At 73.8% G+C, this 13,953-nt stretch carries 16 protein-coding genes; 6 read left to right on the plus strand and 10 right to left on the minus strand.

Translation table 11 applies throughout. From position 1 onward, the window contains the following. Positions 1–41 precede the first annotated feature (41 nt). Together B056_RS0129280 and B056_RS0129285 are read left to right on the plus strand one after the other, a co-directional pair. Positions 42–527 carry a hypothetical protein gene (locus B056_RS0129280; RefSeq protein WP_018505401.1) on the plus strand — a complete coding sequence of 162 codons (486 nt, stop codon included), beginning with the start codon at positions 42–44 and terminating at the stop codon, positions 525–527. Between the two features lie 73 nt (positions 528–600). Further along, complete coding sequence (locus B056_RS0129285) at positions 601–1,686, plus strand: threonine aldolase family protein (RefSeq protein WP_018505402.1); 1,086 nt, start codon at positions 601–603, stop codon at positions 1,684–1,686. A 74-nt stretch (positions 1,687–1,760) separates the two neighbouring features. Here B056_RS0129285 and B056_RS0129290 read toward each other — a convergent pair whose 3' ends face one another. The 5 genes from B056_RS0129290 to B056_RS0129310 form a co-directional block, all read right to left on the minus strand. After that, the gene (locus B056_RS0129290) at positions 1,761–2,285 is read right to left on the minus strand and encodes a TIGR03618 family F420-dependent PPOX class oxidoreductase (RefSeq protein ID WP_018505403.1); all 525 of its coding nucleotides are present in this window, start codon (positions 2,283–2,285) and stop codon (positions 1,761–1,763) included. Between the two features lie 184 nt (positions 2,286–2,469). Next, positions 2,470–3,354 carry a class II glutamine amidotransferase gene (locus B056_RS0129295; RefSeq protein ID WP_018505404.1) on the minus strand — a complete coding sequence of 295 codons (885 nt, stop codon included), beginning with the start codon at positions 3,352–3,354 and terminating at the stop codon, positions 2,470–2,472. 134 nt (positions 3,355–3,488) lie between these two features. Then, positions 3,489–4,667 (minus strand): serine hydrolase domain-containing protein, encoded by a 1,179-nt coding sequence (locus tag B056_RS38430; protein WP_018505405.1) that lies wholly within the window; start codon positions 4,665–4,667, stop codon positions 3,489–3,491. Between the two features lie 95 nt (positions 4,668–4,762). Further along, positions 4,763–4,999 carry a hypothetical protein gene (locus tag B056_RS0129305; protein ID WP_051105775.1) on the minus strand — a complete coding sequence of 79 codons (237 nt, stop codon included), beginning with the start codon at positions 4,997–4,999 and terminating at the stop codon, positions 4,763–4,765. A 122-nt stretch (positions 5,000–5,121) separates the two neighbouring features. Beyond that, the gene (locus B056_RS0129310; protein WP_018505407.1) at positions 5,122–6,687 is read right to left on the minus strand and encodes an MFS transporter; all 1,566 of its coding nucleotides are present in this window, start codon (positions 6,685–6,687) and stop codon (positions 5,122–5,124) included. 145 nt (positions 6,688–6,832) lie between these two features. On the opposite strand from B056_RS0129310, the gene B056_RS38435 reads away from it, so the two are divergent. Then, the gene (locus B056_RS38435) at positions 6,833–7,744 is read left to right on the plus strand and encodes a helix-turn-helix domain-containing protein (protein WP_018505408.1); all 912 of its coding nucleotides are present in this window, start codon (positions 6,833–6,835) and stop codon (positions 7,742–7,744) included. A gap of 170 nt (positions 7,745–7,914) precedes the next feature. Here B056_RS38435 and B056_RS0129320 read toward each other — a convergent pair whose 3' ends face one another. From B056_RS0129320 to B056_RS0129335, 4 genes are all read right to left on the minus strand, one after another. Next, positions 7,915–8,562: a hypothetical protein gene (locus tag B056_RS0129320; protein ID WP_154677305.1), complete on the minus strand. Its 648-nt coding sequence runs from the start codon at positions 8,560–8,562 to the stop codon at positions 7,915–7,917. Between the two features lie 245 nt (positions 8,563–8,807). Further along, positions 8,808–9,830, minus strand: a complete 1,023-nt coding sequence (locus tag B056_RS0129325) for a hypothetical protein (protein ID WP_018505410.1) — start codon at positions 9,828–9,830, stop codon at positions 8,808–8,810. Beyond that, positions 9,827–10,156: a PadR family transcriptional regulator gene (locus B056_RS0129330; protein ID WP_018505411.1), complete on the minus strand. Its 330-nt coding sequence runs from the start codon at positions 10,154–10,156 to the stop codon at positions 9,827–9,829. The genes B056_RS0129325 and B056_RS0129330 overlap by 4 nt, the downstream gene beginning before the upstream one ends. Positions 10,157–10,214: 58 nt before the next feature. Next, a complete protein-coding gene (locus B056_RS0129335) occupies positions 10,215–10,724 on the minus strand; it encodes a MarR family winged helix-turn-helix transcriptional regulator (RefSeq protein WP_018505412.1) in 510 nt (169 codons plus the stop codon). A 100-nt stretch (positions 10,725–10,824) separates the two neighbouring features. On the opposite strand from B056_RS0129335, the gene B056_RS0129340 reads away from it, so the two are divergent. The 3 genes from B056_RS0129340 (at position 10,825) to B056_RS41205 (ending at position 13,180) form a co-directional block, all read left to right on the plus strand. Then, the gene (locus B056_RS0129340) at positions 10,825–11,460 is read left to right on the plus strand and encodes an NAD(P)-dependent oxidoreductase (protein WP_018505413.1); all 636 of its coding nucleotides are present in this window, start codon (positions 10,825–10,827) and stop codon (positions 11,458–11,460) included. A gap of 105 nt (positions 11,461–11,565) precedes the next feature. Beyond that, entirely contained in the window at positions 11,566–11,937 is a 372-nt protein-coding gene (locus B056_RS44930; protein WP_018505414.1) for a hypothetical protein, read from the plus strand. Positions 11,938–12,670: 733 nt separating this feature from the next. Continuing rightward, a complete protein-coding gene (locus tag B056_RS41205) occupies positions 12,671–13,180 on the plus strand; it encodes a PH domain-containing protein (RefSeq protein WP_084647269.1) in 510 nt (169 codons plus the stop codon). Between the two features lie 212 nt (positions 13,181–13,392). On the opposite strand, the gene B056_RS0129350 is transcribed toward B056_RS41205, so the two are convergent. Beyond that, on the minus strand, positions 13,393–13,953 hold a 561-nt coding region (locus B056_RS0129350; protein ID WP_018505415.1), incomplete at its 5' end, for a carbonic anhydrase.

Raw genomic sequence — 13,953 nt, forward strand, 5'->3', positions numbered from 1 at the left:
TTTCGAGGTGCTGGTCCTTGCAGGGAACAGGAGAACACGTGATGCACCGTGCGCAGGCACGTACCGTGGCCGCGTTGGCGAGCGGCGTCCTGGTGCTCGCTCTCACCGCCGCCTGCGGGGGTGGTGACGACACCGCCGCCGCGCCGGCGGCCTCGCGGCCCGCCGCGGCCACGACCGCGCCGTGGACCGGCGCGCCGAGCGCCGGCGCGACCGCGACCGCGGGGGTCTCGTCGGCGCCGGCGGCGACCGGCACGACGGTCATGGTCACCGCGACCGAGTTCGCGCTGAAGCTCTCCCAGGACACGTTCACCGCGGGCACCTACACGTTCGTCACCACGAACGACGGCCAGGTGACGCACGCCCTGGAGATCGAGGGGCCGGGCCTGGGCGACTCGGAGACGGCCGACCTGGGGCCGGGCCAGTCCGAGGGGCTCACCGTCACCCTCGGCCTGGGCACCTACAAGCTCTACTGCCCGGTCGGCAACCACGAGGCGCAGGGCATGTCCACGCAGATCACCGTGACCTGACCCGGGCCGGGCCGGGCCGGTCTCGTCCGGCCCGCGGCCGGACGGGGGTCGGGCGCGGGCTAACGTCGGGAGGGTGAGCGTCCAGCCCCCGCGAGCACGGCCCGCCGATCTGCCGGTCGACCTGCGCAGCGACACCGTCACCCGACCGACGCCCGGCATGCGCCGGGCGATGGCCGAGGCGGAGGTCGGCGACGATGTCTACCGCGAGGACCCGACCGTGCGTGAGCTCGAGGAGCACACCGCCGCGCTGCTCGGGCATGAGGCCGCGCTGTTCGTGCCCAGCGGCACGATGGGCAACTTCTGTGCGTTGCGGGCCGGTGCCCCGGTGGGCACCGAGGTCGTCGCCGACACCGACGCGCACATCGTCACCTACGAGCTCGGTGGGCTCGCCGCCCTGGGCGGGGTGCAGACCCGCACGCTGACCGGTCTCGCCGACGCCCTCGACCCGGCCGACATCGCGGCCCAGCTGCGCGCGTTCCCGGCCGCGCACAACTACAACATGGTCCGCACGAGTGTGCTGGCGGTGGAGAACACCCGGGCCCGGGCCGGTGGCCGGGTGTGGCCGCTGGAGCGCCTCGACCGGCTGCGGGCGATCACCGCGGACGCCGGGGTGGTGCTGCACTGCGACGGTGCCCGCCTGTGGAACGCGGCGGTGGCGCTCGACGTCCCCCCGCGCCGCCTCGGCGCGGTCTTCGGGACGCTGTCGGTCTGCCTGTCCAAGGGCCTCGGTGCCCCGGTCGGTTCCCTCGTCGTCGGTGGCGCCGAGCACGTCGAACGGGCCCGTGAGTGGCGTAAGCGGCTCGGTGGCGGGATGCGCCAGGCGGGGGTGCTCGCCGCCGCCGGCCTGCACGCGCTGCGCCACCACGTCGACCGTCTCGCCGACGATCATCGCCGGGCCGCCGGGCTGGCCGTGACGCTCGCCGACGCGGCGCCGGGGCGGGTCCACCCGGAGCGCACCGAGACGAACATGGTGCTCGTCGACGTCCCCGACGCGGTGGTGTTCTGCGGGCGGGCGGCGGACGGCGGGGTGCTCGTCGGCCTGGCCGGCCCGACGACGGTCCGGATCGTCACCCATCTCGACGTCGACGACACCGCGATCCGGCGGGCCGGGGACGTCCTCGCCCCGCTGCTGAGCGCCCTGCCACCCGCCGGGTCCTGACGGCGGCCCCTGATGCCAGTGCCTGCCGGCGGTTTCCGCGCCGCCGCCGCCGGGTGGTCAGCTTCGCCGGGTGGTCAGGGGCCGTAGGCCCTGGCCGGATGGATGAGGACGGCGGCGCGGCGCTGCTCGGCCATCACCCGGTCGTAGGTGTCCCAGTCGTCGTGCGTGCCGCCGGCGGCGGTGAAGATCTCCCGTAGCAGCAGCCGGAGGCGTTCCGCGTCGACGTGCTCGTGCGGGTCGTCGGGCCCGATGATCTGTGCCTGGCCCTCCACGGTGGCCCACCGCCACCCGGACCGCGACGTCACGCTGATCTGCGGCCGTCGGCGCAGGTTGGCCAGCTTCGCCCGGCCGTAGGTCACGAAGGCCACGACCGGCGCGGGTTCCCGCGGATCGGCCGGCAGCGGATGGGGCATGAACGCGGCGTTCACCACGGAGGCCTGGATGGTCCCGTCGGCGCGGCTGGTGGAGATCACCACCAGTCCGCTCTCCGCGCGCCCCAGCTCGGCGGCGGCCTCGAAGGCGGCCCGGTCGAAGGCGGCCGCGGCGAACGAGGCCCCGTCCGGCGGGGCGGAGTCGTGCGGGGGGTCGGACGGGGCCATGGACGTCCCTCACCTTCGCGGTCGGGTCCGCCGCCCGGGCGCCGGTCGCGGCGGTGGGCGGTCACACGGGATCCGCGGCCAGGCTACCCAGCCGGAGCCGCGCGGCGCCGGTCACGGGACGTGGCGGACGTCCCGCCCGGTGCCCGCGCCGGCTGGTGGACGTCCCACGCGGCAGATGTCCCGCTCAGGCCGGGGACGGCTGGCAGGCGAGCTGCGAGGCGGCCGCGGCCGGCTCCAGGTCGGCGAGGGTGAGCGGGTGGGCCGGCGGGTCGGGCAGGGCGATCCGGGTCGTGGTGACCCGGCCGGGGGCGACCCGCACCAGCTCGCCGGAGCGCAGCGCCCGCCAGTCGGGATGGTCGTCCATCGGCTCGCTGGCCACCACCACCGAGGGCACGGCGGCCAGGTCGGCCGAGCGCAGCCGGGTCGTTCCGGTGGCGTCGACGTGCTCCAGCGGACGCCGGCCGTGCGGCCCGCCCGCGGCCCGGCGCAGCAGGTACAGCGTGTTCGTCTCCGGGTAGCGCAGGGCCCACAGCTCCCGCGGCGTGGCGAGCACCAGGTTGATGCTGTACACGGGCAGGTTCGCCGCGACCCAGCGGGCGGCCGTCTCGATGCCCCGCCCGACGTCGCCGTCCGCGTTCGTGATCTCCCGGGTGATCAGGGCGAAGAACCGCTCGGAGTCGGTGTCGCCGACGACCCGGTCCCGGGCGCCGCCGAGGTGCTTCTCCAGGTGGTCGAGGCCCTCGACGACCCCGTTGTGGGCGAAGATCCGGCCGTCCTGGTGGAACGGGTGGGTGTTCTCCGGCGCCAGCCGCCCGGTGGAGGCGTGCCGGACATGCGCCACGAACGTGGTGGACGTCCGGGCGCGCGCCTGCGCGGCGAACTGCCGGTCCGCCCAGGCCGCGATCGGCTGCCGGAACACCTCGGGACGCCCGTCGGAGTCGAACACGCCGAGGCCGGTGCCGTCGGGGTTGCGGTGGCTCTGCTCGTCGAGGCTGTCGGGGGCGTCGAGCAGCCAGAACGTGGCCCTCGTCCGCTCCGGGGCACTGCTGAGTCCGAGAAGTCGACACATGGCCCGCGAACCCCCGTGATCGCCGCGGCGGCGGCCGGCGGGCCGCCGCCTCGTGCCCCGTGGTGTTCCCGCCGGCCGGGGTTCCTGCACCCGGGCGCCGCGGGTCAGGCGAGTGCGGGGTCGGCGAGTACGGGTCAGGCGAGTGCGGCGTAGGCGGCGCGGCGGGCCTCGGCGTGGACGGCGGGCGGACCGGAGCCGTCGAACATCCGCTGCGTCAGCACGATCACGACCAGCTCGCGGGCCGGATCGACCAGCCAGGACGTGCCGAGGCCCCCGTCCCAGCCGAACGCGCCGTCGTCGCGCACGGCCTGCCCGAACGACCACGACTGGTCGGTGAAGTCGTCGGGGGCCAGTCCACCGCGGGCCCGCTGGGCGGCGGTGAGCTGACCGGTGGTCATCGCCCGCACCGACGCGGCCGACAGCACCGGCGCGCCGCCGCGCAGGAACATCCGGGCGAACGCCAGCAGGTCGTCGGCGGTCGAGAGCAGGCCCGCGGCGCCGTCACAGAACGCCGGCGGCCGGCCCCAGGCACTGTCGGCGGGCTCGTCCCGGACGACCAGGCCGTGCGGGGCCGGCTGGTAGGCGGTCGCGAGCCGGTCGAGCTGGTCGGGGTCACGCGCCCAGAACGCGGTGTCGCCCATCCCCAGCGGTTCGCACAGCCGGGTGCCGACCAGCTCGGCGAACGGTGCCCCCGCGGCGCGTTCCACCAGCACGCCCAGCACCGCCGCGCCGGTGTTGTACAGCCAGCGCTGCCCGGGCTGGGCGATCAGCGGCAGCGACCCGAGCCGCGCGATCCACTCGTCGGGGCCCGGCGGGGTGCGCGGGTCCGGCGGCCCGATCGTCGCCAGCCGCAGCCGGTCGGCGGCCTCGACGACCGGCCACGGCCGCCGCGCGGTGAACATCTCACCGGCGATCCCGAAACCGAACGTGAACGTCAGCAGGTCACGGGCGGTGATCGGGCGCGCGGCGGGGACGGTGTCGTCGAGCGGGCCGTCCGGGTGGCGCAGGACCCTGCGGTCCGCCAGCTCGGGCAGCAGCCGGTCGACGGGCTCGTCGAGGTCCAGCAGGCCGTCGTCGACCAGGGTCATCGTGACCGCGGCGGTGATCGGCTTGGAGGTCGAGGAGATCCGGAACACGGAGTCCCGGGTGACCGGGACGCCACCGCCGACGGCCAGGGTGCCGAGCGCCTCGACGTGGACCTCGTCCCCGGCCGCGACGAGCAGGACCAGCCCGGGGATGCGGTCGTCCCCGACGTGGCGTGCCGCCGTCCGGTGCAGCGACCGCCTGCCCTCGCCCGTCAACCGCGTGCCCATCGTGACCCTCCACCCTCCACACCGAGTCCGAGAACTCCTGGGAACTCAGACCGGTGCGGACGGCGATTCTCGTCGCGGGACGACGCCGGCCCGGCTCAGGGCACTTCCAGGTTGCCCTCGATCAGCGGCAGGTGCTGGAGGTGCTTCGAGTGGGAGGCGATCGCGACCAGCGCGAGCGCCTGCGCGTAGGCGACCCGGCCCGCCTCGTCGAGCGCGTCGACGTCGATGTCCGCCAGGACGTCGACCGACATCCGCAGGTACTCCTTCGAGTCGAACTCGGTGCCGTCACCGATCAACGCAGGGACACGGGGTGGAAGAGCGCGCTTGGCCATGCTCCTATGGTGCGTCCCACCGTGTCTGCCTGTTATCGGGACCCCCGGATCCACTCTCACCAGCAGACCGGGCCGAAGCCCGACGTGCCGGGGAGAAGCGTGGCGGGACGCCGTTGGCCGGGTCAGGCTGGGGCTGTTCGGGGAGTCGGGTGGCGGCGGAGCAGGAAGGCCGCGATCAGCGCGGCCAGGGTGATGGTGACCAGGCCGTTCACGACCAGGGCGGTCTGGATGCCGCCCAGTGTCGCCTCCCGCGCCGAGTGGCCGCCGCCGGCGGTGAGCGCGGAGGTCCGGGCGGTCGCCACCGCGCTCATGATCGGTATTCCCAGGGTGAGCGCCACCTGCTGGGTCATCGTCGTCAGGCCGGTGGCCAGGCCCTGCTGCGCGTCGGGCAGCCCGGAGGTGGCTGTCACCAGGTAGGCGACGAGGCCGCTGGCGTGGCCGAAGAACCCGACGACCGAGGCCGCGAGCACCAGCGACAGCGAGCCGCGGTCCAGCCCGACGAAGGCCAGCGCCAGCGCGGACAGCCCCTGGACGACCAGCCCCAGCACCAGGGTGCGGCGCGGTTCCACGACGGACAGCACGCGCGGTGCGACCAGGCCGGCGACGAACGCGGCCGTCCCGGGCAGACCGAAGATCAGCCCGGTGGTCACCGCCGAGTAGCCGAGGACCCGCTGCAGGTACAGCGTCATCAGGAACACGATCGAGCTGCCCATCGCGAAGACGACCAGCCCGCCGAGGTTGCCCCAGCCGACGTGGCGCAGCCGCAGCACCTCCAGCGAGGCCAGCGGATGCGGGCTGGTCGCCTCGATCCGCCAGAAGGCGCCGAGCAGGACGAGCCCGACCGCCACCGCGATCCACACCGACGGCCGGCCCCAGCCGTCCTCACCGCCGCTGGAGATGCCGTAGACGAAGGCGACCAGCCCGGCGGTGACGGTCAGCGCCCCGGGGACGTCGAGGCGGGCCCGGACGTCCGCGCGGCCCCCGGGGACGACCCGTGGCGCTGCGAGCAGGATCGCCAGCGCCACCGGGACGTTGACCAGGAAGGCCCAGCGCCAGCTCAGATAGCCGGTCAGCAGCCCGCCGACCAGCGCGCCGACGGTGAAACCGGCGGGCAGCAGCGCCCCGTTGAGGCTGAGCGCCCGCTGCCGGACCGGCCCCTCCGGGAACGTAGTGACCAGCAGCGACAGTGCCGCCGGGATGGCGATCGCGGCGGCGAGGCCCTGGCCGACGCGGGCGAGCAGCAGCACGGACGGGCTCTGGGCGAGCCCGCCGATCAGGGACGCCACGATCAGCAGCACCAGGCCGGTGAGGAACATGCGGCGCCGCCCGGCCAGGTCGGCGACCCGGGCGAACAGCAGGGTGAACCCGGCGGAGGGCAGCGCGAACGTGGTCGCGATCCACTGCAGGTCGCCCTCGCCGAGCCCGACCCCCGCCCCGATCGAGGGCAGGGCCACGTTGAGGATCGAGAAGTCGATCGCGAGCATGAACTGCGTTCCCAGCAGCAGCACGAGCGCGAGCCGCTGCCGTGGGGTCATCCGGTCGGCCACCGCGGCCCGGGCGGCCTCCGGCGCGGGCCGTCCGGCCGCGGGTTGCCGTGGGGCGGGCACGGCCAGCCCGGCCGGGTCGGTCGCGTCCGGCGTGCCGACGGTGGCCCGCCCCGCGATCGCCGCGGGCGTCGAATCTGTCATGCCCCGCACGATCGTGGACGTCGACCGCCCCAGCCACGCCCCCGCCGTTGCCACCCCCACGGGTCCTGCCCCCGGCGTGGATGGCACTGGCAGGGTCACCCTCGCCCCGTCGACGCGGGCGCCGCGCGGCATGACAATGCCGAGCATGACCGAGCTGGGGGAGTTCCTTCGTTCGCGGCGCAGCCAGATCACTCCCGCGGACGTCGGCCTGACCCGCCCGGGTGACCGGCGCCGCGTGCCGGGCCTGCGGCGTGAGGAGCTGGCCCAGCTCGCCGGGGTGAGTGTCACCTACTACACGCGGCTGGAACAGGGGCAGAGCCGCAACGCCTCCGACGCCGTCCTGGATGCGCTGGCCCGGGTGCTGCTGCTGGGCGACGACGAGCACGCCCATCTGCGCACGCTGGCCCGGCCGGCGCGCGCGGCCCGGCGTAGCGCCCGACCGGAGAAGGTCCGGCAGGGCGTGCGGCTGCTGCTGGACGCGGTGCGCGACGCCCCGGCGCTCGTCGTCGGGCGGCGCACCGACGTCCTGGCCTGGAACCGGCTCGCGCACGCCCTGCTCGCGCCGCACCTCGACTTCGCGGCGCCGAACCGCTGCGCGACCCAGCCGAACATGGCCCGCCTGATCCTCCTGGATCCCCACGTCCGTGATCTTTATGTGAACTGGCGGCGCAAGGTCGACGAGGTCGTCCGCTACCTGCGGCTGGCCTCCGGCCGGTATCCCGACGACCAGCAGCTCACCACCCTCATCGGCGAGCTGTGTGTGAACAGCCCGGAGTTCGCCGCCTACTGGGCCCGCCACCAGGTGCGTGACTGCGGGCACGCGGTCCGCGAGTACCGGCATCCGCTGGTGGGGGACCTCGTCCTCGCCGAGGAGGTGCTGCAGGTGCAGGACGACTCGGGCCTGCGGCTGCTGGTCCTGTCGCCCGAGCCGGGGTCGGCGAGCGGGGAACGGCTGGCCCTGCTCGCCAGCCTCACCGCCAGTGCCGCCGCCGTCGGCCCGGCTGCCGGGGAGCACCTCTGCACCACGACCGCCGCGGGCGGTCCACCGGCATCCTGACCCTCCGACACGCCGCTCCCGCGGCGCGGTGGCGGGCCGGAAACCCGTCGAAGGCCGGTGTCGCGCGGAGTGTTGTCTGGCCGACGCCCGTACCTCCGCGTGGCATCGGCCGGTTGTTTCCCGCACTCCCTACGTTCGCTCCGGGAGCGCGTCCCGGCCGGGGCGGAGCGTCAGGAGGCTGACGCGGTCAGCACCGGTACCGCGGCGCGGGAGCGACCGGCCGGCAGCAGGCGGACACCGATCAGGACGAACGCGGCTCCGGTCACGGCCTGGAAGACGGCTACCAGCGCGAGCGGGAGGACGTCCACCAGCGTGCCGGGCAGGGCCGTCAGCAGGAGCAGCCAGGCCGCGACGGGGACGAACCGTTCCCGGACGAGCGCCGCGGCGAACAGCATGCCGCCGGCGACGTAGAGGACCCCGGCGGTGTACACGGCCGGCATCGTCGGGGCGGAGTCCGTGAGCGCGTCGCGGACGGGCTCGTCCAACGCGAACAGCACGTACACCCGGGAGAACTCGATGCCCGTCAGCAGTGCCAGCCCGACGATGTTCGCCACCGCGCCCAGGTCGAGCAGCCGGTTGCCCGGCCCGGCGAGGGGACCGGGCCGGCGCAGGCAGGCGGTGATGCCGGCGACGGCGAGCACCGCGAGGACCGGCGCGGCGACCCCGGCGGTGTTCAGCACGGCGTTCTTGCTGCCGGCGATGTCCACCGGCGTGTCGAGCAGCACGGCGGCGCCGCTCGCGATGGCGGCCGCGGCGGCCGCCAGCCGGGTCCGTGGCTCGACGGCGGGGCCGGGCCGGGTGTCTCGATCGGTGCTCATGGTCGTCCTCCGAACGGCGGGGAGCGCGGCGGGGAGTGCCGCCTCGGCCACCATCTGACTATGCCGGTAGCCGGTACTCTGATCGCCAATATAACGGTGAACTTACTAGTGGGCAACGGGGTGGTCAGCCGCGTCCTCGGGACGTGTCGCGGAGGGCGCGGCGCGACTCGGTGCGGTGGGTGCGGCGTGCCGCGGTCAGATCGGCTCGGCGCGGCGGGTACGGCTGGCGCGGCTCGGCGCAGTGCTCAGTGCAGTTCGGTGAGGCGGCGGCTGCCGCTGCCGGTGACCGCCACCGCGATCGCCACCCCCGCCGCCATCAGCAGCCAGCGCAGCAGGAGCAGCCCGTCCCGGTCGAGCGCCACGGCACGCAGGGCGTCGCCGAGCTCCCCGAGCGCCCCCAGCGCGAGCCGGCCGAACCACACGACCGCCGCGGCGGCCGCCAGCCGTGGATCCTGCCCGCCGAGCAGGACGCACAACGCGGGCAGCAGGACGGTCAGGCCGAGGCGGAGCACGACCGGTGCCGCCCCTCCCGCGGCGCAGGTCACGGCGAGCGCGAGCAGTGGGCCGGAGACGCAGGCCGCGGCGACCCCGCCGCGGCGTGCGCGGCGCCGGGGTCGCCGCGCGGCGGGCCGCGGTACCCGGGACGGCGGCGTTCGAGGCGCTGGACGGCCCAGCAGCAGGCCCAGGAGGACCACGCCGAGGCCGGCGAGCCAGCCGAGGTCCCCGGGCCCGGCGCCGCTCGGAGCGGACAACGCGGCCACGACCGTGACCAGGGCGGTGACCAGTGCCGCCAGGGCGGTCGCCGTCAGCGCGCCGCTCCGCCGCCCGTCGTACCCCAGCCCGACGCCGACCGCCCCGGCCACCGCCACGACCCCCGCCGCCGCGGTCCGCCACCCGGGGCCGTGACCGATCGGAACGGCGGGAACGGCCCCTGACGTCACGGCGCCGAGCAGCGCGGACCAGACGTCCACGGTCATCACGGCCAGCAACATCACCGCGCCGAGGTACAGGCCGCCGCGCCAGACACCGGGCAGCCCCGGCCCGGTGCGGGCCCGGGCGCGCAGGCGCAGCGCCAGTGCGGCGAGCGACCCGAGCTCACCGAGATGGGCGCGCCGGCCGCGGATGGCACCGACGTCGGCGACGGTGAGCGCCACATCCTGGGCGAAGGCCGGGTCGACCCCTTCGAGGCGGCCGGCGAGCCAGCGTGTCGACGCGGCGAGCCGGCCGTCGCTCCAGCGGCCCAGCGGGCCGGGGGTGGACACCGTCACGCGCCGCGCAGCCCGAGTCGGGCCACCGCCAGGTCGGCGTTGGCGCGCAGCCGCGCGGCCTCCCGGGCGAGCAGGTCGGCGCCGGTGTCGGTCAGCCGGTAGTTGCGCCGCGGCGGGCCGCCGTCGGACTCCTCGCCGTCGAAGGCGACGAGCCCGTCGGCCTCCAGGCGTTCGAGCGCGCCGTACAGGGTGCCCGCGCGCAGCCGGACGCGCCCCTGGGACATCTCCTCGACGGCCTTGATCACCCCGTAGCCGTGCAGCGGCCCGGGCCCCAGCGCGGCGAGGATGAGAAACGTCGGTTCCCGCAACGGGACGGAGGCGGACACCCCACGACCATACCGCCGACTGTGCCGCCCATCGGTATACCGGCAGCCGATGATCCGGCTAGGAGCCCTCGGGTGCCGCGCCGGTGGAACGGGGCCGGGCCCGTAGATGCGGATGGATGCCGGGGTGCAGTTCCAGCGTCACGCCCACCCGGAGCAGCAGGTCGGCCAGCACCCGTCGTTCGTCGGCGGTCAGATCGCGGGCGATCTCGGCCTCCAGCGGCGGGATCACCGCCGCGACCTGCTCCAGGAGCGCCGCGCCGGCCGGCGTCAGGTCGATCTCGAAGGCCCGGCGGTCCTGCGCGCTGCGCCGCCGCCGGACCCAGCCCGCCGCCTCCATCTCGTCGATCAGCCCGACCATGTTGTTGCGGTGCATGCCCAGCGCGTCCGCGAGCTGCTGCTGGGTCCGGCCCGTGGCCCCGCCGGTCAGGTTGCTGAGCACACCGAACGCGCGCGGCGAGACGCCGAGCGGTGCCAGCCGGTCGGCGAACTCCTGCGCCGCGCGGGCGCCGACCTGGGACAGCAGGAACGGCAGGGACGCGGCGTAGGAGACCGCCGGGACGTCGCTCACGAGTCGGAAGTGTATCGTCCAGTGATTGTCATCTAAGGTGACAATCACTGGACGGGTGCTTCCCGTCGATTCCCCGTGAGAGAAGTGGAAGGTGGCAGAGATGAAGATCGCCGTGGTGGGGGCGACCGGGCGGACGGGAGCCCTGGTCGTGGAGCAGGCACTGGCCCGCGGCCATCGGGTGACGGCCGTGGCGCGCCGGCCCGGGGCGGTGCCGGCCCGGCACGACAACCTGAAGGTCGCCGCCGCGGACGTGCTCGACCGGGACGCCCTCCTCCCGGCGCTCGCCGGCGTCGAGGCCGTCGTCTCGGCGCTGGGCGCGGCGGCCGGCCGGGAACCGACGACGGTGTACTCCACCGGCACCCGCAACCTGCTGGCGGCGATGCGGGCCGGCGGCGCGGGCACCATCGCCGTGATCTCCGCGACCCCGGCGGGACCGCGCGGCGAACTGCCCTTCCTGGAACGGCGGGTGATGATGCCGGTGCTCGACCGCTTCTTCGGTGAGGCCTACGCCGACATGCGGCGGATGGAGGAGATCCTGCGGGCCGCTGACACCGACTGGATCTCGGTCCGTCCGCCGCGGCTGCTCGACCGTGCCGCGACCGGGTCCTACCGCGTCGCCGCGGAGACGCCGCTGCCACGGGCGCGCAGCATCACCTATCCGGATCTGGCCACGGCGCTGCTGGACCTGCTCGACCGCCGTGACCTCCACCGCCACGCGGTGACCGTCGCGCACTGAGCCGTCGGCCGCCGGCCGTAGGTCGCCACGATCACCGGCGACAGTCACCGAGGCCGCATACCCGCCGATCCCGAGCGGCCCGTCGCCTCCCGGGAATGCTGGGGCATGAAGCTCGCGGCCGTTCGTGTCGTCTGCGCAGCAGGCTGGCATGACGCGGATGGCCTCCGCACCGGCCTGGCCGGCACCAGCGTCCCCGTCGCCCAGCCGCCCTCGGATAACCCGCTGCCGGTGTCGACCTACACCGACAACCATCTCAACCAGATCCTCCATCCCAACCGGGTCCTCACCGAGGTCGAGACCGTCAACAGCACCACCCGGACCACCACCTTCACCTACGACACCGCCGGCCGGAAGACCTCCGAGGCGATCACCGCCAGCCCGGCCGCGAACGGTGGCACCGCCATCTCCACCGCACCTACGGCTACGACCCGGCGACCGGCCTGGCCACGACCACCACCGCGAGCGGAATCACCCTGACCACCGGCTATGACAGCTGGGGACGGGTCGTCTCCCAGACCGACGCCGACGGCAACACCGCCATCACCGGCTACGACATCGACAGCCAGGTCGCCTCCGCCACCGAGGGGAAAGGCACCTACACCTACGACGGGGCGAACGAGCACCGCGGCCTGGTCGCCAGCCTGAACGTCGGCGCGGGGTCGGCACCGTCGACATTAACCGCCACCTAAAACGCCGACGGCAAACTCGTCGCGCAGACTTATCCGAACGGCCTGGTCGCCACCACCCGTTACGACAACAACGCCGAACCGACCAGCCTCGTCTACGCCAGGAGCGGCACACCCTGGCTGGCGTTCACGCAGGCGAACTCCATCCACGAACAGATCCGCATCGACACCTCCCCGGTCTCCGCGAAAACCCTCGGCTACGACCCGTCCGGCCGGCTGACCTCCGTCGCGGACACCGTCAGTTACGGCGGCCCGGCGAACTGCACCAGCCGCGTCTACACCTACGACGCCGACTCCAACCGGACGACTCTGACCAGCTATCCCGACGCCGGCGGCAGCCAGACGGGAACATGCTCCACCACCAGCCCGACCAACTATTCTTTCTCCTATGACCAGGCGGACCGGCTCACCAACACCGGCTACGCCTATGACCTGTTCGGCCGGACCACCACCGACCCCTACCCGCCCGCGGGCAGCTCAGTGAGGGCGGGGTCAAATGGTCGTAGCGACGGGGTGAAGAAGGAATGGCGAAGAAGAAAGAACTGAAGGAGAGGTTCCGAAACGGAGCCTACCTTCCGAGCGGTGTGATCGTTGTCGTCTTGGCGGTCGCGTTAGCTGCGACTGATCCGAGTATCAGAAAATTTCCTCACGGAGATTACTTGACCTGGGTTGCGCTGTACTGGGCCCTGATTATTTTCAGCTGGCTGGTGATGATCAGGCCCGTAATTATTGCTCGACCATCAGGAATTTTTGTCAAGAACCCACTTCGTACCCGCGCGATACCGTGGGCGGCCGTACGAGGATTTCACAGCAAAGATCGAGTTGTTATCGATCTGGTAGATGGAAGTGAGGTGACCTGCTGGGCGGTTCAGCGAGCTAATGTAGCTCGTATGCTTGGGCGGCGAAGTTTCGTGGATGACGTGGTCGAGGATCTCGAGAGGCTGCGGGTCCATTATCTCGGTAGTCAGCAGACCCTGCCGCCCCCGAACGAGGATGCTACGCATGAGCCCAGATCGGACGGCGATGCGTCGTAGCGTCTCGGTGGCGCCGTGTCGCGGTGCCGGGGCTGGTGTTTGGACTTTCCGGGCCGATCTGCCGTCGGTCCTGGACAGCGGGCGGGGCGACAAGCACGAACCACTGCACGTCGGCGTCATCGGACTCGGCGGTATGCCGGGCCCGCGGTTCGGGGAGGCCGGTCGCGGGTGCGATCCGCGGTGAGGCGGGGCCGGGAGGGCGCCGGCGCAGGTCACGGGGTGGCTGCGGGTACCGGTCCGTGGCTGGTGACCACGCCGACGGTGCCCTCCGCGAGCCGGTACGACAGGCCGACCACGGCGCATCGTCCGGCGGCGACCTCGGCCGCGAGCAGGACCGACCGGCCGACCAGGCCGTCGACCGTCCGCCGGATGTGCGTGCGTACGAACGCGTCGATATCGGTGTGTCCGGCCGCCCGCGCCGAGAGCACGCTGGGCATGACCCGTTCGACCACGTCCCCGAGATAGCCCGCCGGGGCGGTCCCGTCGCGATCCGCCTCGGACGCCGCGGTGACGGCGCCGCACGAGTCGTGGCCGAGAACGACGACGAGGGGCGCGCCGAGCACGCTGACGCCGTACTCGATGCTGCCCAGCACCTCAGGCCCGGCGACGTGCCCGGCGGTCCTCACCACGAAGAGATCCCCCAACCCCCGGTCGAAGATGATCTCAGCTGCCAGCCGGGAATCGGAACATCCGAACAGCACGGCGAACGGATGCTGTCTGGGCGCCACCGCCGATCGACGGTCGGCGTCCTGGTTCGGGTGCAGCCGTTCACC

Origin of the sequence: Parafrankia discariae, assembly GCF_000373365.1 — a bacterium.
GTDB classification, from domain to species: domain Bacteria; phylum Actinomycetota; class Actinomycetes; order Frankiales; family Frankiaceae; genus Parafrankia; species Parafrankia discariae.

Bases quoted from the DNA above. Each gene is read 5' to 3' on its own strand.
- B056_RS0129295 (WP_018505404.1), bottom strand. From the start codon at position 3,354: ATGTGTCGACTTCTCGGACTCAGCAGTGCCCCGGAGCGGACGAGGGCC.
- B056_RS44930 (WP_018505414.1), top strand. From the start codon at position 11,566: ATGAAGCTCGCGGCCGTTCGTGTCGTCTGCGCAGCAGGCTGGCATGAC.
- B056_RS0129280 (WP_018505401.1), top strand. From the start codon at position 42: ATGCACCGTGCGCAGGCACGTACCGTGGCCGCGTTGGCGAGCGGCGTC.
- B056_RS38430 (WP_018505405.1), bottom strand. From the start codon at position 4,667: ATGGGCACGCGGTTGACGGGCGAGGGCAGGCGGTCGCTGCACCGGACG.
- B056_RS0129290 (WP_018505403.1), bottom strand. From the start codon at position 2,285: ATGGCCCCGTCCGACCCCCCGCACGACTCCGCCCCGCCGGACGGGGCC.
- B056_RS41205 (WP_084647269.1), top strand. From the start codon at position 12,671: ATGGCGAAGAAGAAAGAACTGAAGGAGAGGTTCCGAAACGGAGCCTAC.
- B056_RS0129310 (WP_018505407.1), bottom strand. From the start codon at position 6,687: ATGACAGATTCGACGCCCGCGGCGATCGCGGGGCGGGCCACCGTCGGC.
- B056_RS0129340 (WP_018505413.1), top strand. From the start codon at position 10,825: ATGAAGATCGCCGTGGTGGGGGCGACCGGGCGGACGGGAGCCCTGGTC.
- B056_RS0129305 (WP_051105775.1), bottom strand. From the start codon at position 4,999: ATGGCCAAGCGCGCTCTTCCACCCCGTGTCCCTGCGTTGATCGGTGAC.
- B056_RS0129320 (WP_154677305.1), bottom strand. From the start codon at position 8,562: ATGAGCACCGATCGAGACACCCGGCCCGGCCCCGCCGTCGAGCCACGG.
- B056_RS38435 (WP_018505408.1), top strand. From the start codon at position 6,833: ATGACCGAGCTGGGGGAGTTCCTTCGTTCGCGGCGCAGCCAGATCACT.